This is a genomic window from Psychrobacter nivimaris, assembly GCF_043419765.1.
Lineage (GTDB): Bacteria > Pseudomonadota > Gammaproteobacteria > Pseudomonadales > Moraxellaceae > Psychrobacter.
Window position 1 is genome coordinate 315,855 of the sequence record NZ_JBHOFX010000004.1, and the last position, 24,978, is coordinate 340,832.

The window sequence follows — 24,978 nt, forward strand, 5'->3', positions numbered from 1 at the left end:
GTTGGAAGCTGTATAGATATTTGAATGATTAGAGATTTATGGCAACTTAAGTTGTGGCAAGAAAATACCTAAGTGTATGAGGAGAGTATGACCTAAATTCTGACAAGTTATTGTTAATTCTGAGAGTATTGTTATTGCTGCGTAGAGTTGGCTGATACTAGAGAGTGATATAGATAAGAATGGTACGAACATTTTCATATAAGCATAAGTAGTGTGCTTAGCTAGAATTAAGCGCACTGCTTATGCTCGCGTAAAAGATCGAGCTTAAGCATCAAATCAGACGATACAGTGGAATGAATTAAGCGAATTAAATCAGTTAAGAAACATCCTTATTTAAGAAATCTCAATCCAGAGGTTTTGAGTGCCCATACCAGCTCTACAAAGGCACGGCTATTGGTCAGAGGTTCGCCATCGATGATGAGAACGTAGCCTGCATTATCTATCCATAAAAATACAAAGCTGGTCTCAGGAATGAGTAGGTCGACCTGTTGAAAAAACGAGATTGCCTGACTCTCTACTGCCCACCCACGTTGCTTTTGGCGAAGCATAAATCCTGAAAAGTCAGCGGCGGCGACACTGAGCATGTCCGCTTCTTCTTGACTATAGCCAACTCGCGCTAAACAAAATCCTTCATCAGAGCCAATCGCGGCACGGCGTTTACCAGATAGGCTCGCCACGACATAAGGCAAAAACTGGTCCAATGGCAAGTTAGGCGCTGGTAAAAACAGTGACAGCTTTTCAATCCAGCCTTGTTCTATAAAACTCTGTAGCCAGTCATCATAATAACGCTGAAGCCAGTCAGCGGCGAGCAGTGTTTGATCATAAGACAGCAAATCCTGTAATGCCAACTGCTCATCAGTCGGTTTGTTCTGTGAAAACGCTTCGAAAATACCAGCTGGCGTCAGAGTAAGATAGGTTTTATCAGCATTTAAGTAAGAAGACATAGTAACTACCATTATGATAAAAGTGATTAATAAGTAACAAATTAGGCTTTTATATCGTTGAGTTCAAATAATTTCGATACAAGCAAATCGAGCGTAAGTTATACATTAGTATGCTTAGCGAGGATAACGATGTAGCGGACTTATATGGATTTGACTATAGTTTGATCGAGATGTTGTTGGCAGTTGTCCCAACGTGCATCGAACTGCCAATCACTTCTACCCAAGCGAAACCATACCAACGAAAATGCGAGACGATCATTGCGCGCAGTACAATGGGCAAAAAACTCATTTTCGATTTGCTCGATCGTACCCCAGTCTTCGTCCTCACGCGCTTGCATCAGCTCAGTGGTGATGTCTTTAGCGATTTCTCGGGCATCGTCGCTGCTGATACGTAGTCGTTGCTTTTGCTCATTGAGAGAAGGAGATATCAGCACACTCCAACGAGTGGCCAACATACTATTGCGCTGGATGTATCTTTTTTTATCAATGCAATCACGAAAGCTTTGCTGGACATGAGGATACAAACGATCTTTGATACGAGTAAACAGATTGTTTACATCGTAGGGGATATCAAACCAGCAACCGTAAAAAAAGTCTGCCACTGCACCTTGTAGCGGTTCTTTCTCCGTCAATAACAAAGCTGCATTGATGCGCTGCTCATGAAAATGACGGTTATTGGGTGCCAAAAATACTTTACGAGAATAAAACCGAAATACTCGGTGCGCGACTCTTTCATTTTCTTTGATAAGGTCTGAATCAGACATAATAATACCCTCCTGTCATCGCTATTATTACGACGGTGCTTGCTTCAGTGATAATGATGTCATACGACAAGCGATGATGTAGTTCAGAGAAATAGCGCTTGATATCAATACAATGGTTGAGCGACTAATCCAATAACGTCTGCATTAAATCAATCATAAACTCGGCATCTTCTTCGCTCATTGGCTCAAACCCTTGAGGCATGCCGAGCTCAGCCAAGGCTTCTTTACCATCTCCATCGTTGTGTAAATTGAGAATGGCCTCTAGGAAGATTTGCGCGTCAGGAAAGTCTTCTTTAACAAGGAGTACATGACTGATATCAGCCAAGTCACTTTCGATAAGTACCGATAGCTGAGTTTTGGTCAAACGTGAAAAGCTATGAAATATCTCTGCCAAGAAAAATGCGACTTGGGCTTCACCTTTGATGACCTTGCGGGCAGCCGCTTGATAGGTCTCGGTCACATCCCAGTTGAGATCAGAGGCTTCTATATCGACGGCTTCTAGCAAGCGCAAACCAATCAATTTGACATCTCGGTTGTCAGCCATCGCGACAGTAGCCCCTGCTTGAATGTCTTCCAAACGGCTAATAGCGCTATTAGCTGCGGCTGCAATGACCATCTCGTCAGATTTGCCGATAGGTCGGGCAATGGCTCGATAGCCTTGCTCTCGGATGAGAGTGGCTGCATCAAAAGGGTTGGCATAAATGATTTGAATGTCACCAGCATCAATGACCTGCTCTTGCTCAGCGTGAGAGGCAGGGATATTGAGATGCATGTTTAAGTTGGCACGTTTTTGAATCAAGGTGTTGAACATGTGCCAGCCTGCAAAGCGATCAGGCGAAAAATCAGGGGCGATTAACATATGGTGTGTCGTCATGACTTAGCCTTCCTCATCTTGTTTCATTTGGGCATATTGAGTCATCGCCGCTTCAATTTTGCTGCGTGATGGTTTGCGTCGTACCGAGGTGTAGCCGACGGTTTCGCCGCGACGCACGTTAGGCACCACAGTGGCATAGACCCAATAATGACTGCCGTCTTTGCATAAGTTTTTGACATAGCCATGCCATTTTTGTCCAGACTCGGCAGTATTCCATAAGTCTTTATAGGCGGCTTTTGGCATATCAGGGTGACGCAAAATATAGTGCTGTTGGCCAATTAGTTCATCTACATGATAGCCACTGATTTCGACAAAGGCGTCGTTGACGTGAGTGATGATACCGTCGAGATTGGTACGCGAGACAATCAGCTTACCGTCTGGGTAGGGGCGCTCTATACCAGTATCATAGACAGTCCGTGACGTGCCATCATGATAAGTCATCGTGATTTGCTCAGCAGGCATATCGGGTTTGTGTGCATCAGGGATTGGAGAACCCATGGTCATCTCCTTCGTTGATCGTTATATCGTCAATCCTCTATAAATTGGATACGGTGTCAGCCTTGCTTAGCCTACTACTTGTAGTACTTTCACTCGGTTTTCTTATATTCAAATTATATTGAACCAACTATGTTTATAGTAATTAAAAGCTAATAAATTCGATAAGCAGTCGCCAATCAAATGAGCTTTGCCAACGCTTCTGAGGCGCGCTTAATATCTAGGAATATCAAGCCAAGCTTGGCATTGGGTTTTGCCATGATGGTGAGTACTGCTTCATCGCCTGATGAGGTCATGATGACGTAGCCTTTCTCGCCTTGAATCATAATGCGATCAATACTACCGCGTGCCAACTCGCGACCTGCACGATCACCCAATGATAATAATGCTGCTGACATAGCACCCACGCGATCTTCATCTACGCCGGTTGGTAGAGCTGAAGCAATCATAAGACCATCGTTAGAGATTAGCGCAGATGCTTCAACATCTGCTGATGAACTGTTTAAGTCTTCCAATATCTGCTGAAATGAATCTGTACGCATATCGCTTTCTCTATACTGTTTGTTAATTTTTATTTATGAACTATAGTTAGCCAAAAATAACCCTATTTAAAAAAGGGTATTATAAATCCTTACTAATAATATTGATATAGTAAATCCCTATTTAAAGTGAGGTTATGAAGTTTTTTTTCTTCAATTTCATAAAATTTGCAACATTGTTATTAAAAAAGCCCCAGTCATTAAATGATTGAGGCTTTTTTGATTGTAATGAATAAAAATATATTGACTATATTGTCTCGCGCCACTTACCTTGAACCATAATGCCTTGGATAGGGTTTAGTCCCATCTGATAGGCCAAGTCAGCAGGACGAGCGATATCACATAGCGCTAAATCAGCATCGCAACCCACTTCTATTTTGCCCTTGTTAGGTAGTCCTAATGCTTGTGCTGCATAAACTGTCGAGCCCGCCAGCACTTCTTCAGGTGTGAGGTAAAATAGCGTACAACCCATATTCATCGTCAATAAAAGCGATGTCAACGGTGAGGTGCCGGGGTTACAATCAGTTGAAATTGCCATAGGAACTTGATGCTTGCGTAATGCCTCAATTGGTGGCAACTTAGTGTCACGTAGCGTATAAAATGCCCCTGGCAATATTACGGCAACCGTATTGCTAGCGGCCATTTTTTTGATATCTTCTTCTGACAAATGCTCTAGATGATCGCTTGATAGCCCTTTATATTCAGCAACTAAGGCACTACCACCTATATCAGACAGCTGCTCAGAGTGCAGTTTGACTGGTAGATCTAATGAGCGCGCGACCTCAAAGACTCGTCTGATTTGATCGCTACTAAACGCGATATTTTCACAAAAACCATCGACCGCATCGACCAAGTCCTCTGAATGCAGAATCGGCAGCCACTCGCAGACTTGGTCAATATAGTCATCCGCACGGTCCTGCTCGTGAGACTTGTACTCAGGTGGCAAGGCATGAGCCGCCAAATACGTGGTACTTACATGAATGTCGTACTTTTCACCAAGTTGGCGAGCGACTGTAAGCATTTTACGTTCAGTGTCCAAGTCCAATCCATAGCCAGACTTGATTTCGATACTGGTAACGCCTTCTTTCATGAGCGCGAGTAGACGTTTTTCACTTTGGGCAAATAGCGATTCAATATTAGCGGCGCGGGTAGCACTGACTGTCGCGACAATACCGCCGCCTTGTGCTGCAATGTCTTGATAGCTGGCGCCTTGCAATCGCGCTTCGAACTCATTGCTGCGGTTGCCACCATAGACGATATGCGTATGACAATCGATAAGTCCTGGGGTTATCCATTTTTCATCTACATCTGTGATTTGGCTATCTTGATATTTAGGCAAATAAGCAGTGACTTTATCCTGTGTACCAATCCAAGCAATTTTGCTGTTTTTAATACCGATGGCAGCATTCAGTAATTGTCCATATGGATTACTATCAGCTTGATTGTCGGAGTAAATATCAAACCCGTATTGCGTTGAAAAGGTAACGATATTGGCGTTGATGATGATGTGATCAAATGATGTCATAGTAGATACATCTAGCGTTTGTTCTATAGAGTTTTTCAATACGGAGTTCTTTGATTCATTCATAATATGCTCCTAATTTTTGTGAAGTCGATGATCTTTGTTGGCAAGATTTAAGCGCTAAGTAAGTGCTGCTCTACAATAGTGGCCAGTAAGCGAGCAGCGACTTTGCAGCTACGACTGTCAATATCAAAGGTAGGGTTAATCTCAGCAATGTCTGCCATTTTTACTTTACCTGATGCCATGATGGTTTTGACCATACGCTCAACGAAACCCAGTTCAATGCCAAAGGCGGCAGGTGCGCTCACACCTGGAACGACACTAGATGGTAAGCAGTCCATATCGATGGTCAGATACACGATATCGACCTGATCTACAAAGCTGGAAACCTGATCGGCAAGTATTTGCCAAGGCTGATAATGACAGTCTTCATCACTAATCACCTGTACGCCTAGCTGCTCAGCACGATCAAAGAGCGCTGCCGTATTAGAAAAGCGACTGACGCCAATACAGCAATAATGAAAGGGTTGACCATGTGCGTCAAGATGCTCGGCAATCTGGCGAAATGGTGTACCAGAGGTCGCTACATCAGACTGACGAATATCAAGATGAGCATCAAAATTAATAATCCCAATAGTAGGCGCTGTGTTTGTGCTGATAGTTGTTTCGCTAGTATTTTCTAAGGCCTGCCATAATCCCAAAAAGCTACCATAAGCAATGGCATGACCACCGCCAAGCCCGATGGGTAATCCACCTTGCTTAACGATAGTGCTCACTGCATCGGCATATTTAATCTGAGCTTGCTCAAGGATGCTCTCGGCAAAGCCATCATTATCATCACAATGAATGTCGCCAGCATCACCCAATAAGGTTGATAATTGACCATCAAAACGTTGTTGTAAATCAGCGATAACTGGCAGCGTAGCAAAGGCTCGACGAATCAATGGCGGGGCAGCTCTAGCACCCACGCGGCCTTGATTGCGTCTGACGCCTTGATCACAGGCAAAGCCAATTAGCCCAATATGTTGAGCCTCATAAGGCTGAGCAAGCTGATACCAATAGCGGGCACGCGCAGTCTCAAATGGCTCTGCACGCCCTGTCCACTGGGTCATATCAGCAGGTGTATGGCTAATGGGTGTGGTAGTCGTTGCTGCTGTTCTCGCTATTGTCATCGCTGCTCTCCGCTTATTGATCTTTATTTAGACTCGTACCAATCGCTGCGTAGTGACTGCCAATGTTCAGCAAGCGTACCATCTAATACCAACTGCTTAGCTGCTTCGATATCAGGGGCTAGATAGCGATCTTTGTCATAGAAAGTCACTTTTTCACGTAGTTTCTGATGTGCCACAGTCAGCGGCTCTGACGTATCTAGTCCGCGATGGAAGTCGATGCCTTGACCAGCAGCCAGAAGTTCAATACCAATAATGGTGGCAGTGTTTTGCGCCATCTCGTATAGGCGACGTGCGCAATACGTTGCCATTGAGACATGGTCTTCTTGGTTGGCAGAGGTCGGGATACTATCGACGCTACCAGGGTGGGCGATAGATTTGTTTTCTGAAGCCAGTGCTGCGGCGGTCACATGAGCAATCATAAATCCTGAGTTTACTCCAGCGTTATCCACTAGGAATGGCGGTAAGCCACCAGACAGAGTTGCATCGATCAGTAGGGCCACACGACGCTCAGACATAGAGCCAATCTCAGCGATTGCCAAGGCTAAAATATCCGCGGCAAAAGCCACTGGCTCAGCATGGAAGTTACCACCCGATATAGCAACCGGCCCATCTTCATTATTAAAGATAAGTGGGTTGTCTGTTACCGCATTGGATTCGATGAGTAGCGTTTTCCCTGCTTGGTTGATGATATCGAGACAGGCTCCCATGACCTGCGGCTGGCAGCGTAAGCAGTAAGGGTCTTGAACTCTATCATCTTGCTCACCGTCATGTGAGGCGCGGATAGCACTGCCTTTGATGAGTTGACGATGTGCTTTGGCGATTTCTATTTGACCATGATGACCACGTACTTCATGAATACGCGCATCAAATGGTGAGTCCGAGCCTTTTGCAGCATCAATCGACAGTGAGCCGACAATGGTCGCAGTCTCAAGCAAGTCACGCGCTAAAAAATAACCACGTAATGCCAGTGCGGTTGAGACTTGCGTACCGTTGATCAGTGCAAGGCCTTCTTTGGCTGCAAGAGTAATAGGCTCAAGTCCATGCTGTGCTAGGGCGTCAGCCGCAGGTACTTTTTTGCCAGCGACAAACACATCACCTTCACCCATCATCGCCAGCGTCATATGTGATAATGGCGCTAAGTCACCAGATGCACCAACTGAACCTTTGGCTGGAATATTGGGTGTGATTTGATTGTTGATTAAGCCAAGTAAACTGTCTACCACTTCGCGGCGTACACCAGAAACACCTTGCGCCAGACTGGCAACTTTCATTACCATAATCAGTCGTACCACACCGTCTGGTAGCGCGTCACCAGTACCTACTGAGTGAGAAACGATCAGGTTGCGCTGTAGCAGCTCAAGCTGGTCATCACTGATACGTGTCTTGGCAAGTAAGCCAAAACCAGTATTGATGCCATAAGCGCTTTTGTCACGGGCAATGATCGTACGCACGTCTTCATGCGAGGCATCAATCGCTGCATAAGCACTCTCAGGCAGTGTCAACATGACAGGCTGCTCATAGATATCTCGTAGCATCTCAAAGCTAAGCTGGCGTGGGTGTAGGGTTAATTGTTTGATATTGCTCATGGGGGTAATCCTAGTGTTGTAAGTCATATAGTCATTCCACTATAAAAGTATTACAGCGTTAACCTCGCTTGAAGTATCACATATACATCTACACTCGGTTGCCTTGTACTACTTTTAAATTGAATCGATTATATGGGTTATATTATTTTTGTTTAGGGCGTGTCCTCATTTTAAAAATGGTGATAAAAATGAGATAAATTGCCGTCAAACAAGGAAGATAGTGCAGATAATATCGAGATATTGACCAACTATTTGACGATGTTTGGCAAAATTTAGCTGTTTTTAGCCCATTTAGAGGACACTCGTTTAAATTGAGGACACGCCCTAGTATCTTTATTAAAATGAAGTTGTTAAAAGGATTTTAATCAACGAAATATTTATTATTAAGTTTGAATTTTTTAGCCAATCCAATTGAGGTACATAGCCAGATGTCCGAATGCCGCAGCCAATAAAATACTAAGTACAACGCGCTCGAACCAAATGATGACCATTTTGCCAACGGAGACAGGAATCTCGGTCGCAAGCACACACGGAATCATGGCTGAGAAGAACAGCACGCTGCTGATGGAGATGACCCCTGCGACATAGCGTGTCAGAATATCTGCCTCACTTAGCAATAATGCTGGCAAGAACATCTCAGCCAATCCCGCTGACATGCCTTTGGCAGCGACTAGCGGTTCTGGTAGGCCGCCAAGCCATGTAAAGGGATAGAGAAGCAAGCCCAACGCATCGAATACGGGCGTATATTTTGCTAATAGTAATCCTGTTAAGCCGACCGCGATGATAGATGGCACAATGGCGGCTGCCATCGTCAGGCCATCACGAAAGTTAGACCACAAGATTTGTTTGAGGTCAGTGGCACGGCGCGAAGTGGATAATCCCAAGTCAAATGCTGCAGCTAGCCGTGTACCACCTTTATAATCTAAAGCTGGACGTTCGACATGATCATCAAAGAGACTGATAGGCGGAATACGAGCAGTAATCGCAGTAACAATAAAGGTAATTACTAGCGTAGACCAAAAGAACACATTCCAGAACTCCATCAGACCAAGCGTTTTGGCAACAATAACCATAAACGCCGCTGATACAGTCGAAAACCCAGTCGCAATGATAATGGCTTCACGCGCTGAATATTGCTTTTGCAAGTACACACGATTGGTGATGAGCAAACCAATAGAGTAGCTACCGACAAAGGAAGCAACAGCATCAATCGCTGATGAGCCTGGGGTTTTCCAAATAGGTTTCATAATCGGCTGCATGAGCACACCAACCATTTCTAGTAAGCCAAAACCAACCAAGAAGGCCAATATCAGTGCCCCAAGCGGTACAATCATACCGACTGGTAAGGCCAGTTTTTCAAATAGAAACGGCAGCATGTCCTTTTCCATCATAAAGGCAGGCGCTATGTCAGCCACATACATCACTGCCAACATCAGACCGATGATCTTGAAGGTCGTCATAATCATGTGAGTGATATTTTTACGCCATGAGCCATCGATAAATGGCTTACTCACTCCATAGAGCATGAGTAAAAATAATAGCGTCACGGACAAGGTATGCTGCTGAGTGATTAGATAGGTTGCGCCATGATCGAACAAAATCGTGCTTTTCTCGCCAATGGTAAATGGCACAAAAAACATCACTAAACCGATCGCACTGAATACGATCAGCTGTATTAATGCGATAGGGGTTGATAGCAGTTTTTTTGACGATATCGTTGCATTTTCATCGTTCAGATCAGATGCTGTATTTTGTTCAATCATATTATCCTCCTTGATAAAACGCCGATTATGTCCTTATACCCAGCTAAGGCGTATAAAGACAAGGGACAAACTATTTAATCATCGGCAGATTTAGACCATAGTCTTTCGCTGTCTTAATCGCCAGCTCATAACCTGCATCAGCATGACGCATAACGCCTGAACCGCAATCGTTGACTAATACGCGTGACAGTCTTTTGGCTGCTGCATCAGTACCGTCTGCGACGATGACCATGCCGGAGTGCTGCGAGTAGCCCATGCCAACACCACCGCCATGATGTAGTGATACCCAAGTCGCGCCGCCTGCGACATTGAGCATGCCATTCAATAATGCCCAATCAGAGACCGCATCTGAGCCATCTTTCATGCTTTCTGTTTCGCGGTTTGGACTGGCAACAGAACCCGTGTCTAAGTGGTCACGACCAATAACGATCGGGCCTTTTAGCTCGCCGTTTTTGACCATTTCATTGAATGCCAAACCTGCTTTATCACGTTCGCCCAGACCTAACCAACAGATACGAGCAGGCAAGCCCTGAAATTGAATGCGTTCTTTTGCCATATCTAACCAGCGATGGATATGTTTGTTTTCAGGGAATAGCTCTTTGATTTTTTGATCAGTCTTATAGATATCTTCTGGATCACCTGATAACGCTACCCAGCGGAATGGGCCTTTGCCTTGGCAAAATAGCGGACGAATATAAGCAGGGACAAAACCTGGGAAGTTAAAGGCATCTTTGACTCCTTCATCAAACGCCACTTGACGGATATTATTACCGTAATCAGTCGCTGGAATATCCATCGCTTGCAAGTCTAAAATCGCTTGTACATGTACCGCACAAGATTGAGCAGCTGCTTTGGTCAGTGCTGCATGTTGCTCTGGATCTTCTTGTGCGGCTTTCCATTCCTCTACGGTCCAGCCGCTTGGTAGATAGCCATTGATCAAATCATGTGCTGAGGTTTGATCGGTGACCAAATCAGGCTTCATGCCACCAGCGTTAGCACGCTTGACCATCTCAGGTAAGATATCTGCGGCATTGCCAAGTAGGGCGATAGAGACGGCTTCACCAGCGTCCGTATGTTGTTTGATTAACTCATAAGCATGGTCAAGATCGTCTGCTTGCTTGTCGACATAACCCGTGCGCAAACGGAAATCAATACTAGACTGCTGACACTCAATGTTTAACGAAGTCGCACCAGCAAAAGTCGCAGCTAATGGCTGCGCGCCGCCCATACCGCCAAGTCCCGCGGTCAAAATCCAACGACCCGCCCAGCTACCGTCATAATGCTGACGACCTGCTTCCACAAAAGTCTCATACGTACCTTGGACGATGCCTTGCGTACCGATATAAATCCAGCTACCCGCAGTCATTTGACCGTACATAAACAGGTCTTTGCGATCTAACTCGTTGAAGTGCTCCCACGTTGCCCAACGCGGTACAAGGTTGGAGTTGGCAATCAATACACGTGGTGCGTTTTCATGTGTTTGAAACACGCCGACTGGTTTGCCAGACTGTACTAGCAACGTCTCGTCATCTTCTAACTCTTTTAATGATTCTAAGATTTGATCATAGCTTTCCCAGTTACGGGCTGCGCGCCCAATACCACCATAAACAACTAGGCTTTTTGGGTTTTCTGCCACATCAGGATGCAGATTGTTTTGCAACATGCGGTAAGGGGCTTCGGTTAGCCAGCTTTTGCAATGTAGCGTGCTACCGGTAGGCGCAGCAATATTACGGCTCTCATCGCGTCGAGTAGGTTTGTTGCTATTGTTATCAGTAGTCATGGTCAAATCCTTGTGAAATCTTTTAAGTCGATTGAGTAATCAAATTGAGTGGTTTACGTTCAGGTTAAGCGTTCACCTTGCTGCTTGCTAAATGTGCTGAATTATTGATCCTGCCGTAAAATTGTATATACAAATTATCAAAGATACTTTTTTCATGCAAGGATTTTTTTTCATGAGCTGATTATTTTTGTTATTCACTCAGCCGATTTAGATAACATCGAGTGAGTTGAAAAGCGCCCTAGTTAATACTGAACGCTCAGACATTTTGACTAAGGCTTGCACGGTGGTCTCGTGATATTATGTGGTCATTCCTATTAGCAAAACTGACGGTTAAAGGCGGATATGACAAAGACGATTCCGGCGTATCAACGCATAAAAAACGCCATACTAGACAACATTCATTCTGGTAAGTGGCAGGCAGGCAATGCGATTTCGACAGAAATGGCACTGGCTGAAGAGTTTGGTGTGTCAAGAATGACGGTCAACCGTGCGCTAAAAGAGCTGAGCGAGGAGCGGGTACTGGAGCGTCGGCAAGGGTCGGGCACGTTTGTCGCGCAGCAGCAGTTCAATCATACCTTTGTAGAAGTGCGCAATATTGCACAGGATTTAAAGTCTGCCAATCGTGATTATGAGGCACAGGTCGTGAGTAAGCGTGCTATTACGGCTGATATGCTCGATAATGAGCTGCGTCGTAAGTTTGGTATTAATGAAGGGTCTGTGCCTGTTAACACAAACGCTCAGACAGACGCTAGTGATGAAGCTGTCCTGTATGAAGTAAAAATTATTCATTTTGCTGATGGTCAGCCTATACAGTTTGAAGAACGTTGGGTCGATGCCAAAAAAGTGCCGAAGTTTATCGATCAGGATTTTAGTGTGGTCAATACCAGTGATTATTTAATCGCTAAAAGCCCTCTAGAGAGTGGCAGCTATACCATTCGAGCATTGGCAGCCCCTGATGAGATTGCTGAGTTTTTGCAAATTGCGCCGCAGTCACCAACGCTTGTGTTGCGTCGACAGACCTATTCGGCTGGCCAAGTCGTTACCTTTGTAAAAATGTGGCACGCGGGTGATCGCTATCAGTTCTCAGGCGAGTTGTAGTAGATATAGTCAGTTCAATATAAATCCGCTACATCGTCATCCTCGCTAAGCATACTCATGTATAACTTGCACTCGGTTTCCGTGTATCGAAATTATATTGAACTGACTATAGCTTACGTATGCTCACTGATTGTGTACGTTTTTTCTGTCCAAAGTGAGATACTATATCCATAAGCTGTTATTTAACGAGATAGCAATTGACGTTGATTAAACTCGTCAGAATATTTGAACAATCGTTAAAAATTAAAATATAATATAGAAACAGTATTGAAAAATAGCCCAAATAGCCTCAAATCGGGCAACCAAAGCCGAATATCATAGAGGAGCTTATATTGTTCTTCTGTATCGGCTTGTCTTATTTATTAGCACCGTATATTTTATTAGTGCTGTGTGTCTTATTAGCATTATGCGTTTTTACTTTATTCATTCACTCTTATAAGGACGTCTTATGAAACGTCGTACTCTTTTAGCCCTTGCCGCCAGCACCATGTTCCTTGCCGCTTGTGGTCAATCTACTACCAACGAAGCCGATACCAGTGCAACTGATAGCGCTGCAACAGGCGGTTCTGATTTGCTACAACGTATCAACAACGGCGGCACTATCAACGTCGGTACAGAGGGTACTTATCCTCCGTTCACGTACCATGATGAGAGCGGCAAACTAACGGGTTATGATGTTGAAGTAACGCGTGCAGTCGCGGATAAATTAGGCGTAGACGTTGAGTTTAAAGAAACCCAATGGGATGCGATGCTGGCTGGTTTGGATTCAAAACGCTTTGATATGGTGGCTAACCAAGTTAGTTTGACCACGCCTGAGCGTAAAGCAAAGTATGACAAAGCAATGGCTTATAGCTGGTCAGGTGCGGTCGTATTGGCACCTACTGATGACAATCGTTATAGCTCGTGGGAAGGTCTAAAAGGCCTACGTACGGCGCAATCACTTAGCAGTAACTACGGTGAGCTTGCAGAGCGTTATGGTGCAGAGATCGTTCCTGTCGACGGTATGGCGCAAGCGATTCAATTAGTGAAGCAGGACCGTGCTGATTTTACGATGAATGACAATCTGGCGGTATTGGATTATCTCAAAAAATTCCCAGATTCTGATCTTGAGATTAAGCTAACTGCACCTGCTAGTGAGTTACGTGGTTCAGGCCTAGTGCTTATCAAAGGTGATGATGAAGTCGTAGCAAAGTTGGATGAAGCAATGGCCGAATTGGCTGCTGAAGGTACGCTAACTAAGCTTAGCGAACAGTTCTTTGGTGCTGATATAAGTCAACAAAAATAATGTCAGTTTCTATCATGTCAGCTTCTGTAATGTCTACATCATGGTTCGCGGACTTATTGGCAGTACTGCCATTTATGAGTCCTGATCGAGCACAGATTGTCATCTCGTCGTTTTGGCCAATGCTCAAAGGCGGTATCTATTATTCGATACCGCTAGCATTGATCTCATTTGCGATTGGTATGGCCATTGCACTGACAGTGGCATTGATTCGTATCATTCCGCGTGCCACTTGGTTCCATGAAATCATCTATCGGCTCGCTCGCGTCTATGTGTCCGCCATTCGCGGTACACCGATGCTGGTTCAGCTGTTTATTATTTTTTATGGTCTGCCAAGTGTCGGGGTGAAGCTTGATCCCTTTCCCTCAGCGATTATTGCATTCTCATTGAACATCGGTGCTTATGCATCGGAGACAGTGCGTGCTTCGATTTTGTCGATACCAAAAGGGCAGTGGGAAGCAGGCTCGACGGTTGGTTTGACGTATCTACAGACTTTTCGTCATGTGATTTTACCGCAGGCGCTTAGAGTATCGGTGCCGCCGTTGTCCAATACCTTTATCAGTCTGGTAAAAGATACCTCACTTGCCTCACTGGTACTGGTCACTGAGCTATTCAAACAAGCGCAGATTATCACAGCTCGTAACTATGAGTTTATGCTGGTCTATACAGAAGCGGCAATTATCTACTGGGGTATCTGTCTGTTCTTGACCTTTATCCAAGGCAAGCTTGAAACTAGGCTAGATCGTTATGTGGCAAAATAAGCTACGTAGTAAAATAAGTTATGGCTCAATAGACACGCCCTAGTACAACAGGAATTTTTATGATCAAAGTCACTAATATTCATAAGGCCTTTGGTGGCAATCAGGTGCTAAAAGGCATCGACTTGACCATCAATAAAGGCAAAGTGGTCGTAATATTAGGACCTTCAGGATCGGGTAAAACCACCTTTTTGCGTTGTTTGAATGCGCTAGAGATTCCTGACCAAGGTGTGATTGCTTTTGATGACGATAGCTTGAGCGTCGACTTTGCGACTAAGCCAAGCAAAAAAACGCTACTAGCCTTACAGCGTAAGTCAGGTATGGTGTTTCAGTCTTATAACTTGTTTCCACATAAAACAGCCATTGAAAACTTGATGCTTGGGCCTACGGTCGTACAAGGGCAGAGCAAAGCGCAAGCCCGTGAGCAGGCATTGGTATTACTTGAGAAAGTTGGACTGTCGGACAAAGCAGATCTCTATCCGTTCCAGTTATCTGGTGGTCAGCAGCAGCGTATTGGTATTGCCCGTGCGCTTGCTATTGAGCCATCGCTCTTACTGTTTGATGAGCCAACCTCTGCACTTGATCCAGAGTTGGTACAGGATGTGCTAGAGACAATGAAGCAGCTCGCCTCTGAAGGTTGGACGATGGTTGTAGTGACTCACGAAATTAACTTTGCCCGCGACGTTGCCGATCATGTTGTACTGATTGAAGACGGTCATGTGGTTGAAGAAGGCAGTGCCAAGCAGCTGTTTGAAGATTCAAAGCATCCTCGTACACAGGCATTTCTGCAACGTATTGAGCAATAAAAACGTTTGGTTTTGCGTAAGTGATGAAACAAAAAAGCCCCAATCATGATGTAATGGTTGGGGCTTTTTTTATCGAAATAAATGGGACGAATTTCAAATGAATAGACAGTAATACTATACTTTTTGTCGTTGCTTTAACCAGCGAGGTACGCGAGTAGCAGTACCATTTAATACAGCATTTAATAAAGCTGCTAGCAAAATAAGCGCCACGCCCAAATACTGAATCCAAGACAAAGATTGATGTAGTAATAGCATCGCGAGCGAAATTGCAGTTAACGGTTCGAAAATCGTAAATACCGATGCACGAGTGGCGGGCAGCTTTTCCAATGCCTTCATATATAGCCCAAATGGCACGACGGTTCCCAATAATGATAATCCTAAAACATAGCCCCAAGTCATTAAGGGCAGACTCAATAATTGATCATAAGTGTTATAGGTCTCAGGCAAGAGCAGTAATACGCCAGCACTAATGATAATGGAAGTGAAAAATACCAAAGGGGCAGGGTGAGCGTAATGCATTGCGCGCTTGCCCAATACGCCATATAACGAATAGCACATCCCTGCTGATAAGCCGAGTAAAATGCCCCAGTTAACTTTTGCTTGTTCACCTAACATCGTCAAGCCAACGCCAAACACTGCCATCAATGCCAGCAAGACTGATTTCCGAGTAATAGACTCACTCAGTAAGAACTTCGAAAATAATAAACTAAATACGGGTGCGGTATAGAGTAAGGCAACGGCAGGGCCGGCACCAACGTAGCTGACCGCAAAAAAATAGCAGACCGACATGCCAAGGACACCTATTAACGACTGCATCGCCAGTCCAAGCCATTGTTTTGGCTGTAACTTGATAAGGTGGGGCCACAGTGTTGGTAGCATGGCTAAAATAATAAAGGCCGCCGTGACAATGCGTAATATCGTTACCTGCCAACCACTAAATCCAATTTGGTTTAGGTAAGTCGAGAATATACCCAGCGTACCCCAGCAGATAGCAGCCGTGATGATTTGAATGGTGCCTAGCCATGATTGATGCGAATGGTTCGTCATTCCGTTGTCGATGTTTGCCATACTGTTTTCTTCTTACGATCTAAGTGCCACAAGATGTTGTAAGATTGCTATTGATACAACCTCTCCAAGCAATGCTGAAATAAGAAAAGACAACCTGATTAAAGGCTGTCTTTTGTTTGTTCTTTTGAGTCTATCACTAAAAGATAATAAATGACTACTAGGGCATGTGCTAAATTTAGTCAATAGTTATTTAAACGGCTAAAAAATGGCTAGCGTTTGCTAAATAACCTAAACAATATCGAATCATTAACTCATATCATATTCTTGTTCGCATCACTTTTTTATTTCTACAGTCTCTGTTAATCAATCCATAAAAAGAATGTTTGCTCTTGGAGAGCATTTCGCTGAATAAAGCACACTTTTTCCACTTGGGTTCTTGGTAGATGATCCGTATCAGCTCCGCAATTTTGTGAGCGCTGTTTTATCCACTGAGTCTGTTCTTTTTTAAGGTCAGCCGCTATATCCTCACCGTACAAGCGTCTGACTTCATTTCGCGTTACTCTGTAGCTTTCATTCAATGCTTTATCAGACGTATTATATATCTGATCAATCAGAGCAGCTTGTGATGCTAATGGCAGATAAGTCGCGTTTTCTTTGTAGGTGGCACTATAGGTATCGACTGTCCATTTACTTCTTATAGATATCTCATGGTTCGATGTATCTATAAACCCCTCAAAATCTTCGCCTTCAAAGATATAACCCTGAAATCGACACGGGGTCATGCCATCTTTACATAAGCTATGCTTGGTTTGCGCAGAGTAGTATTTGACAGCATAGGGCGACTTACTAGGTCCTTGTGTTGTCTGCAATAGCCGTCCTAAATCGGGAGCGACTAGCAGCATATTGTTGCAAGTAACACTTCCTTCTGCACAGCTCTCATAAAGGTTAAGACGTTGACCTTGGATGTCCATACCCATTGTAAAGTTTGCCTGTACAGGTGCTACAGCCGAACTGACAGAGGTCACTAGCATTAGGCTCAAGAGCAACGCAGTACGTCTAAGTAAGTTGGATGTATTTAGGCTTGAGCTAGACATGGAGACGGACATATAGGTTTATACCTGCAGCAAAAAATTACTCAGCAATCGCTTAGCGCCTTCAGTGGCAAACGACTCAGGATGAAACTGTACGCCTTGGATTGGGTACTCTTTGTGCGCCAGTCCCATAATCTCATCACCAGTCAATGCTGACTCAGCAAAGCTCAATTCAGCACGGCTGTCATTAGCGACTACTGAGGTAATTGTCAGACAGCTTGGTATAGTGTCGGCTTTTACCACCAGTGAGTGATAGCGCATGATCTCAAGCTCTTGTGGTAAACCTTGATAGATACCTGAGTTATCATGGCGAATTGATGAGACTTTGCCATGCATCGGCACACTGGCGCGTACCACGTCACCACCAAATACATGAGCAATGCCTTGCATACCCAAGCAAACGCCTAATAGCGGCACAGTTTTGCCCAGTGTCTCGATCACCTCTGCACAGATGCCAAAGTACGCCGGATCGTCAGGGGAGCCAGGGCCAGGCGAAATGATAATTCTATCAAGATTCATCGCTTCTACATCTGCTAAGGTTATTTCGTTATTGCGCTTAACGATGACGCTAGCTTCTTTATTACTGTCTAAGGTTTGGAGAATCTCGCCCACATACTGGTAGAGATTGAAGGTAAACGAGTCGTAGTTATCGATAATTAAAACATTCATGGGTCATAAACTCTTTTGTAAAAATAGTGCTAGGTAAAATATGGTCAATTTATGCGGTATGTTTGGCTTCAATTATGATTGCATAAAGCTATCTAACACGACTTTCATCGCCGACAGTTTACGCTGAATCTCTAAGTATTCATCTGCTGGGTTGGAGTCGTAAACGTTACCACCACAAGTTTGAGCGTAGGCAGACTCGCCATTGATAAAGAGGCTGCGAATTGGAATGGCAAAGATACAATCACCATTAAAATTGAACGAGCCTAATGCACCACCGTAAGCACCGCGACCATCCGGCTCTAGCTCATTAATCACTTTAATGGCTTCTACTTTAGGTGCGCCTGATAGCGTACCAGCAGGGAAATTGCTAGCAAGGGCACTAAACATATCTTCGTTAGGATGCAGGATACCAACGATCTCAGAAGAAATATGCTGCACGTGAGAGAAGCGTTTGATATCCATCAAGCTACGTACTTTTACCGTACCAAATCGTGCCACACGGCCAATATCATTGCGATGCAAATCGACTAGCATATTGTGCTCGGCAATCTCTTTGGCATCGTTGAGCAAGGCGCGGGCAAGCTGACGATCCTCTATCACATCGACGCCGCGTTTGGCAGTGCCTGCGAGTGGATAAGTTTCCATTTCACCCTGACGCAAGCGGAATAGCAGCTCAGGAGAAGCGCCAATGATGCACTGCTGCGCAAATTTCATAAAGTACATATGCGGCGATGGGTTAACGGCACGCAACTTTTCATAAATCGGCATCTTGTCACCGGCAATACGATATTTAGATTTAAAGCCTACTTCGCACTGAAAAATACGCCCAGCGATGATATCTTCTTTAACTTGCATGACGACATTGGCATGCTCTTCTTGGCTCATACCATCACCTAAAAATTCAACTTTAGGCGCTTCATAGCTAGGCGTTGGCTCATCGAGTAGGGCTTTGATTTGCTCTATACGGTTTTCTTGCTGAGCGGTCGGGTAATAAAAGTAAAAGATCTCCCCAGTCATCTTATCTAGGGTCAATCCATCTAAATACACGCCAAACTTAAAGGGTTCAAAGTCTTCGCTGGCTTTTGCATTGAGGCTAGGTTCAAAGAAGTTCACGCAGTCATAACCCAAATACCCGACCAGACCGCCGCTTTGGTCACGGGCGATGACATGCTGCGGCGTTATGTCGCGCAGTAGCTGATAAGGATTGTCGGTTTGATAATGGCTTGTCTCAGCGGTTTTATTATCGGTAATCGCAAGCGTGTTGCGGTCTAATGCGGCGATAGTCGTCACAGGGTCAAAGCCAATCGCATGATGGCGCGATATATGGCTGTCTTCACCTAATGATTCGAGCAAATAGCAGGTATCAAATGCGCTTTCAATACGTTTGAATAATGCAAAAAAATCGATATCTTGAGTGAGTTTGATACGTTGTGGTTTGCTCGGGATGTCGATAGGAGCAGGTTTGGTCTGTATGCGAGTACTAGAGGTCATAACAAAGTCCGAAATGGTTCAAATATGTGTTGATTAATAAGTATAAGTTTCGTCAGTAAAAAGATAGATAGTATCGTCGTCAGAGGCTAAGAGCAGTCTCTATGAGTGGCCAATAAAGCGCTGACATCATGGCTTTGCTTGGCCTTGGCACCGCGAGAGACAGTGGCGATACCAACACCTAGTTGCTCAGAGATATCACGTTGGGTGATGCCACGATCTAGCAAGTCAAAAATGCGAATACGATTGGCGATGTCATGCTGTTCTTTATCCGTCAGCAAGGCACTGAGCAGCTTTTCGATATCTGCACTATCAGTACAGTTGGTCAAATGTTTCACTAAGCTTTGATAAGGATCGGTAGTCATAATAGGTAATCTTAGCCAAAGAAAATAGATAGCTCGTTTATTGAGCAATTTTTCGCTGAGAACTATCTTGTTTCAGTATTCTAGTACAGTAGTACAAGAAAAACAAGTGATGAGCTAAGTTAATATCAGACTACTATAGAAGTGATAAGCGCCTACGCCTGACTATATATAGCCTTAATACATAGCCAGAATAATATTGAATGATAATTTTATAACCAGTATCGAAGCATTTTTGCACTCTCTCAGCATATTCAGGGCTAAAACAGAGAATTTATTATATTAATTATTGCCAAAGTGTTAATACTTCGTTATTATGCCTCTCATTATTTAAACGCAAATCATTATCATTAACATTAATCATGTTATTCGCATGATGAGTTAAGCGTTTTCAAGATATTCCATCTTCTGGTAGGCACTATTTTAAAGGTTTTCGATGATAGCCCTTAAAAATAATTCTAAAAATTCTAATTTCTGACAGTAAACAAAGTGAGTAAATGTGTTATGCGCGAAGTAAAGTTATCTAGTCAATTGACAGTATTGTCTATCGGTGTCGTAGCTGTATTGTGGACGCAAGCTGCCAGCGCTGCAACGGCAGCAGATATGCCAAACACGACATTACAGACGATCACTGTAACAGCGAATAGTTCAGTACGTGACGCTGTACAAGAAGACTCTGTCTACATAGATGACTACACCCCAGCTGCACAAGCCAGCCATTTGAGCGATTTTCTGGACGTTGTGCCAGGGGTAAGCGTGGGCGGTACCTCATCGGTCAACCAACGTATTCGTGTACGTGGTCTTGATGATACCAACCTAAAAGTAACGATTGATGGCGCACGTCAAGAAGGCGCGTTGTTCTACCATATGGGTGACGTCACTATTGATCCAGATCTGCTAAAACAAGCAGAAGTATCAGTGGGCAATAACTCAGTGACGCTAGGCAATGATGCTATTGGCGGTGCGGTTGCGTTTGAGACAGTCGACGCGGCAGATTTACTTAAGCCAGGTCAAAAGGTAGGTGCTAAGCTGCATACAGGTTATGCTAGCAACAATGATGAACTGCTAACCTCAGCTACTGTATATGGTGCGCCAACAGAAAATGTTGATTTGCTGGCTTATTATGGCAAACGCAATGCGGACGCTGGTGAAGACGGTAAAGGCCGTAAAATCCAAACGGAAGACAGCGAAGGCGAAAACATCCTATTAAAAGCTGGTGCTTATGTCGGTAGTGATCATCATGTAGGCGCTAGCTTTAGCCGTACCGAAAACAAAGGCAAGTTCCCATTACGTCCAGATTTTCCTGCTGGTGGCTGGAACCCAATCATCCCGCAGGAAGTCAAACGTGATACCTATGCGCTTGACTACGCTTACAGTCCTGCCAACCAGTTGGTTAATGTAGACGCCAATGTATATCAGACTAGCACGCAGATTTTGCGTAACTCTGATGGCGAACCTGGGTTTGAGTTTGATGCAGAAGTCCAAACCACAGGCGCAAAAGTACAAAACACCAGTATCGTCGATAGCAGTATCATCAATGGTGTGCCAGGGGTTCATAAGTTAATCGCTGGGGTTGAGCATTACAAAAAAGAATCTGAGATGACACGTGACTTTGGTAATGCGAGCACCGATGAAGCAACCAATACGTCTGTATATCTAGAAGACCAATGGCAAATGGGTAAGCTTAGCTTAACGCCAGGCGTCCGTTATGACCGTTATGAGTCTCCAGAGTATGTATCGGCTGGCAAAACTTATGACAATGTCGTTGGCGCATTGGCTGCGAGCTATGAGATTGCACCGCGTACCCAAATATTTGCGAGCTATACGCAGTTATTTAATGGTCCAGATCTTAGTCAAACGATTTTTAACACCGATGGCGCTGATACGTATGTAAACAATGACCTAAAAGCAGAAGAAGGTGACAATGCAGAAGTCGGTATTGCTACAACGCTGCGTGGTCTGACTATGGCTGATGACTCTTTAAAATTAAGTGCTAAATACTTTGAAACCAATATCGAAAACTATATTGAGTTTGTACGTGCAGGTGGTAGTAGAACTGGCATGAATTGCACAACTGGGCAACTAGGTACAAGTGCTGCCCCTGAAGCCTGCCAAGGTGTCATTAACAATGACGAAGATTTCAAAATCAAAGGTGTAGAGCTATCGGCCGACTATCGCGCAGATAACTTCAACATGGGTCTAAGCTATGCTCGTGCGCGTAGCAAAGGCGAAGATACGGGTTACAATATCTCTTCTGTTAGTGGTAGTGGATCTGAGTCTGGCGATAAGTACATGGTCAACTTGGGTTACGCTCCAACCAATACTACTGAGCTTGGCTGGCGCAGTACTTATGTGGCCGATGTGACACCGAATACCGCTGGTGATGACAACGAAAAACCAGGCTATGACGTACACGATATCTTTATGACTTATACGCCAACTCAAATCGAAGGTCTAAAGGCCACACTAGGTGTATACAATATCTTTGATGAGACTTATGCAAGCCATGCATCACGCAACTCTATCGATGATGCCTATACTGATTTTGAGATGGGACGTAATATCAAAACATCTTTAACTTATCAGTTCTAATCTAGCTTATCGAATTTAAGTCTAATCGTAATTATAAAGTCAGCTGTCTTACTCGAGAGCTGGCTTTTTATTGCCTACTAGCTTTTACATTGGCTGTAACAGCAATGACGTGCCAACTGATAAGTACCTACTAAAACAATATATGATAAAGAACTACGACTAATGATTTCATTCAATCTTCGTCAAGCTTGCCTATGGCTCCATCGTTATACTGGGCTTGCCATGGCAGCTTTTTTAATTATCACTGGTATTACTGGCACGTTATTGGCATTTCATGACGAGCTAGACGATGTCTTCAACCATAAACTGGCTCAGGTTGAGAAACAAAACGCATCACATCTGCCTATTGCAGAGCTTCATGACAAGGTCATCAGTGCGTACCCTCAATATGCTTTTTCTAGCATGCCAACCTCGATAGCAGCAGAGAGGTCAGCTGTATTTTCGGTAGACAGGGCACGAGGAAAAGCCGCCCAAAACCAACCAAAAGCACCGTTTCAACAAGTTTATGTCCACCCTTATACTGGCGATATCATTGGTACTCGTGATAGAGATGAGTGGGCATGGCACAACACCATGTGGAAAGTGTTTTGGTTGCATCGCGATTTATTACTGGGTGATATTGGAAAATTGCTACTAGGGATTGTCGCGCTCGTGTGGACGATTAATTGCTTTATTGGCTTTTACTTAACGTTTCCTAGAGCGATCAAGAAAAAAGCACAGAACCAAACCTCGCCTAAAAAACGAGCCTCCTTTTTGAAACGCTGGTTACCAGCGTGGAAAATTCGTACTAAAAGTAATATGTTCAAATTGAATTATGATCTACACCATGCCTTTGGGTTATGGCTTTGGGGGATCTTGTTTGTCATCGCGTGGTCGAGTGTTGGTTTTAATTTAAGAGAGGTCTATCAACCTGTAATGCATGCTGTCGTAGGGCTTGAGGGCAGAGAGGAAAGACAGGAGAACTCAAGAAAACCACATGGAAAAGCAGAGCAGGCTTCTGGTGCAGAAACAACGGCTAGAGTTGAGGTTGTAAACAATGAGGCTGTCGATGTCGAAGCTGTTGATGTGGTCAACAAAGCCAATAGCATTGCTTATTTGAGTGAGCAGGCAAACACCGCTGCCCAAAGCAAGGGTATGATAGTACGGGAGTTTTTAGGCATACGTTGGATTGAGGACGAGGGTCAATGGCAGTTGCGCTTTAAGACAGATAAGGATATTGGTAAAAAAGGCGGTGCATCATCCATCACGGTCAATGCAAAAACAGGTAGCGTTGAACAGGTGAACTTTGGCTACCAAAACTCATCTTTTGGTAGTAAAACCAATAATTGGTTATTGACCTTACATATGGGGCATATTGGCCACGGCATCGGTCACTTACTGTATCAAATGTTTTTAGCATTGGTAGGTTTGGCTGTGACAGTGTTGTCAGTTACGGGCGTCTATCTGTGGTGGAAAGGTCGACAGCAACGACTTAAAGCATCGCAAAAACTTAAATAGATATTAAGACATAAAATTAATGTGCTCAATACATTGCAGTATATTGCTAGTACCAATGTACTGGCACTATATTGAGTTTTTTATTGCGTACTTGAATACGGTTTAGTCATTAAACCGTATCAACAATCACTGGACGTCCTTGATGACTTAGGACAGTGACATCGACGTTGTATAAATCTTTCATCGTTTCTTTAGTAATAACATCAGCAGGGCGACCAACAGCTGTCACTTCTCCTGCTTTCATCGTAACTACAGTATCCGCAAACTGTGCCGCTTGATTGATATCATGCAGGACGATTACTACGGTTTTTTGCTGATTGTGACTAAGCTGACGTAGCTCACGCATGAGTCGACCAGCATGATACATATCTAGGTTGTTCAGTGGCTCATCGAGCAATAGATAGGGCGTATCTTGGCAGACAATCATAGCAATCAGCACGCGCTGACGCTGTCCACCCGATAGCGTTGACAAAAAACGCTCGGCAAGTGGCTCAAGCTCAAAGCGCTCGAGGATTTCTTGTACTTTTTGCTGATCGTCTACGGTTGGTTGTCCTTGATGATAGGGATAACGACCAAACATCAGTAGCTCATGTACGCGCAGGCGTCCTTGTACATGATTGTCTTGCCCAAGCATCGCGACCGTCTTGGCCAGCGTCCGCGCCTGACAGCTGACAATATCACGCTCTTCATTATCTACAGCGAAGCTCACCTGCCCAGACTGTAGCGGCTGCAAGCGAGCCATAACAGAAAACAACGTAGACTTCCCAGCACCGTTAGGCCCAATCAAAGCAATCACCTGCGCCGTTGGTAGGGACAACGTAATGTCATGTAAGATTTGTTGTTTGCCAATATGATGAGAGATATTATTCAGTTTAATCATAGTCAGTC

General features: G+C 44.3%; 22 protein-coding genes. 6 read left to right on the top strand and 16 right to left on the bottom strand.

Annotated features, from left to right (window positions below):
• Nucleotides 1–329: 329 nt before the first annotated feature.
• From ACHEVO_RS10810 to hutU, 10 genes are all read right to left on the bottom strand, one after another.
• Nucleotides 330–944, bottom strand: a complete 615-nt coding sequence (locus ACHEVO_RS10810; RefSeq protein ID WP_394124914.1) for a hypothetical protein — start codon at nt 942–944, stop codon at nt 330–332.
• Nucleotides 945–1,084: 140 nt separating this feature from the next.
• Nucleotides 1,085–1,708: a hypothetical protein gene (locus ACHEVO_RS10815; protein WP_394124915.1), complete on the bottom strand. Its 624-nt coding sequence runs from the start codon at nt 1,706–1,708 to the stop codon at nt 1,085–1,087.
• Nucleotides 1,709–1,832: 124 nt separating this feature from the next.
• Entirely contained in the window at nt 1,833–2,582 is a 750-nt protein-coding gene (locus ACHEVO_RS10820) for a PhnD/SsuA/transferrin family substrate-binding protein (RefSeq protein WP_394124916.1), read from the bottom strand.
• 3 nt (nt 2,583–2,585) lie between these two features.
• Nucleotides 2,586–3,080 (bottom strand): PAS domain-containing protein, encoded by a 495-nt coding sequence (locus tag ACHEVO_RS10825; protein WP_394124917.1) that lies wholly within the window; start codon nt 3,078–3,080, stop codon nt 2,586–2,588.
• 176 nt (nt 3,081–3,256) lie between these two features.
• Nucleotides 3,257–3,619, bottom strand: a complete 363-nt coding sequence (locus ACHEVO_RS10830) for a roadblock/LC7 domain-containing protein (RefSeq protein WP_010201036.1) — start codon at nt 3,617–3,619, stop codon at nt 3,257–3,259.
• Between the two features lie 244 nt (nt 3,620–3,863).
• The gene (gene hutI / locus ACHEVO_RS10835) at nt 3,864–5,204 is read right to left on the bottom strand and encodes an imidazolonepropionase (RefSeq protein ID WP_394124918.1); all 1,341 of its coding nucleotides are present in this window, start codon (nt 5,202–5,204) and stop codon (nt 3,864–3,866) included.
• Between the two features lie 47 nt (nt 5,205–5,251).
• Nucleotides 5,252–6,310, bottom strand: a complete 1,059-nt coding sequence (gene hutG, locus ACHEVO_RS10840; RefSeq protein ID WP_394124919.1) for a formimidoylglutamase — start codon at nt 6,308–6,310, stop codon at nt 5,252–5,254.
• A gap of 23 nt (nt 6,311–6,333) precedes the next feature.
• The gene (gene hutH, locus ACHEVO_RS10845) at nt 6,334–7,896 is read right to left on the bottom strand and encodes a histidine ammonia-lyase (RefSeq protein ID WP_394124920.1); all 1,563 of its coding nucleotides are present in this window, start codon (nt 7,894–7,896) and stop codon (nt 6,334–6,336) included.
• A gap of 398 nt (nt 7,897–8,294) precedes the next feature.
• On the bottom strand, nt 8,295–9,659 hold the full coding sequence (locus ACHEVO_RS10850) for a YjiH family protein (RefSeq protein ID WP_394124921.1): 1,365 nt from the start codon (nt 9,657–9,659) through the stop codon (nt 8,295–8,297).
• A gap of 70 nt (nt 9,660–9,729) precedes the next feature.
• On the bottom strand, nt 9,730–11,439 hold the full coding sequence (gene hutU / locus ACHEVO_RS10855; RefSeq protein WP_394124922.1) for a urocanate hydratase: 1,710 nt from the start codon (nt 11,437–11,439) through the stop codon (nt 9,730–9,732).
• Nucleotides 11,440–11,781: 342 nt separating this feature from the next.
• On the opposite strand from hutU, the gene ACHEVO_RS10860 reads away from it, so the two are divergent.
• From ACHEVO_RS10860 to ACHEVO_RS10875, 4 genes are all read left to right on the top strand, one after another.
• Complete coding sequence (locus ACHEVO_RS10860) at nt 11,782–12,537, top strand: UTRA domain-containing protein (RefSeq protein ID WP_296208479.1); 756 nt, start codon at nt 11,782–11,784, stop codon at nt 12,535–12,537.
• 448 nt (nt 12,538–12,985) lie between these two features.
• The gene (locus tag ACHEVO_RS10865) at nt 12,986–13,822 is read left to right on the top strand and encodes an amino acid ABC transporter substrate-binding protein (RefSeq protein ID WP_057761253.1); all 837 of its coding nucleotides are present in this window, start codon (nt 12,986–12,988) and stop codon (nt 13,820–13,822) included.
• Nucleotides 13,823–13,836: 14 nt separating this feature from the next.
• Nucleotides 13,837–14,580, top strand: coding sequence for an amino acid ABC transporter permease (locus ACHEVO_RS10870; protein WP_057762590.1), 744 nt, complete (start codon nt 13,837–13,839; stop codon nt 14,578–14,580).
• Between the two features lie 59 nt (nt 14,581–14,639).
• On the top strand, nt 14,640–15,383 hold the full coding sequence (locus ACHEVO_RS10875; RefSeq protein ID WP_057761251.1) for an amino acid ABC transporter ATP-binding protein: 744 nt from the start codon (nt 14,640–14,642) through the stop codon (nt 15,381–15,383).
• 114 nt (nt 15,384–15,497) lie between these two features.
• On the opposite strand, the gene ACHEVO_RS10880 is transcribed toward ACHEVO_RS10875, so the two are convergent.
• From ACHEVO_RS10880 to ACHEVO_RS10900, 5 genes are all read right to left on the bottom strand, one after another.
• Nucleotides 15,498–16,451, bottom strand: a complete 954-nt coding sequence (locus ACHEVO_RS10880; RefSeq protein ID WP_394124923.1) for a DMT family transporter — start codon at nt 16,449–16,451, stop codon at nt 15,498–15,500.
• A 299-nt stretch (nt 16,452–16,750) separates the two neighbouring features.
• Nucleotides 16,751–17,497 carry a lysozyme inhibitor LprI family protein gene (locus tag ACHEVO_RS10885; RefSeq protein ID WP_394124924.1) on the bottom strand — a complete coding sequence of 249 codons (747 nt, stop codon included), beginning with the start codon at nt 17,495–17,497 and terminating at the stop codon, nt 16,751–16,753.
• A gap of 6 nt (nt 17,498–17,503) precedes the next feature.
• Entirely contained in the window at nt 17,504–18,151 is a 648-nt protein-coding gene (locus tag ACHEVO_RS10890) for an anthranilate synthase component II (protein WP_394124925.1), read from the bottom strand.
• 72 nt (nt 18,152–18,223) lie between these two features.
• Nucleotides 18,224–19,642, bottom strand: a complete 1,419-nt coding sequence (locus ACHEVO_RS10895) for an anthranilate synthase component I family protein (RefSeq protein WP_394124926.1) — start codon at nt 19,640–19,642, stop codon at nt 18,224–18,226.
• Between the two features lie 86 nt (nt 19,643–19,728).
• Nucleotides 19,729–20,004, bottom strand: coding sequence for a Trp family transcriptional regulator (locus tag ACHEVO_RS10900; protein ID WP_114700514.1), 276 nt, complete (start codon nt 20,002–20,004; stop codon nt 19,729–19,731).
• 501 nt (nt 20,005–20,505) lie between these two features.
• Between ACHEVO_RS10900 and ACHEVO_RS10905 the strand changes: the two genes are divergently transcribed.
• Complete coding sequence (locus tag ACHEVO_RS10905; protein WP_394124927.1) at nt 20,506–22,593, top strand: TonB-dependent receptor domain-containing protein; 2,088 nt, start codon at nt 20,506–20,508, stop codon at nt 22,591–22,593.
• A 222-nt stretch (nt 22,594–22,815) separates the two neighbouring features.
• The gene (locus ACHEVO_RS10910; RefSeq protein WP_394124928.1) at nt 22,816–24,090 is read left to right on the top strand and encodes a PepSY-associated TM helix domain-containing protein; all 1,275 of its coding nucleotides are present in this window, start codon (nt 22,816–22,818) and stop codon (nt 24,088–24,090) included.
• A gap of 109 nt (nt 24,091–24,199) precedes the next feature.
• On the opposite strand, the gene ACHEVO_RS10915 is transcribed toward ACHEVO_RS10910, so the two are convergent.
• Nucleotides 24,200–24,970 carry an iron ABC transporter ATP-binding protein gene (locus ACHEVO_RS10915; RefSeq protein WP_394124929.1) on the bottom strand — a complete coding sequence of 257 codons (771 nt, stop codon included), beginning with the start codon at nt 24,968–24,970 and terminating at the stop codon, nt 24,200–24,202.
• Between the last annotated feature and the right edge of the window lie 8 nt (nt 24,971–24,978).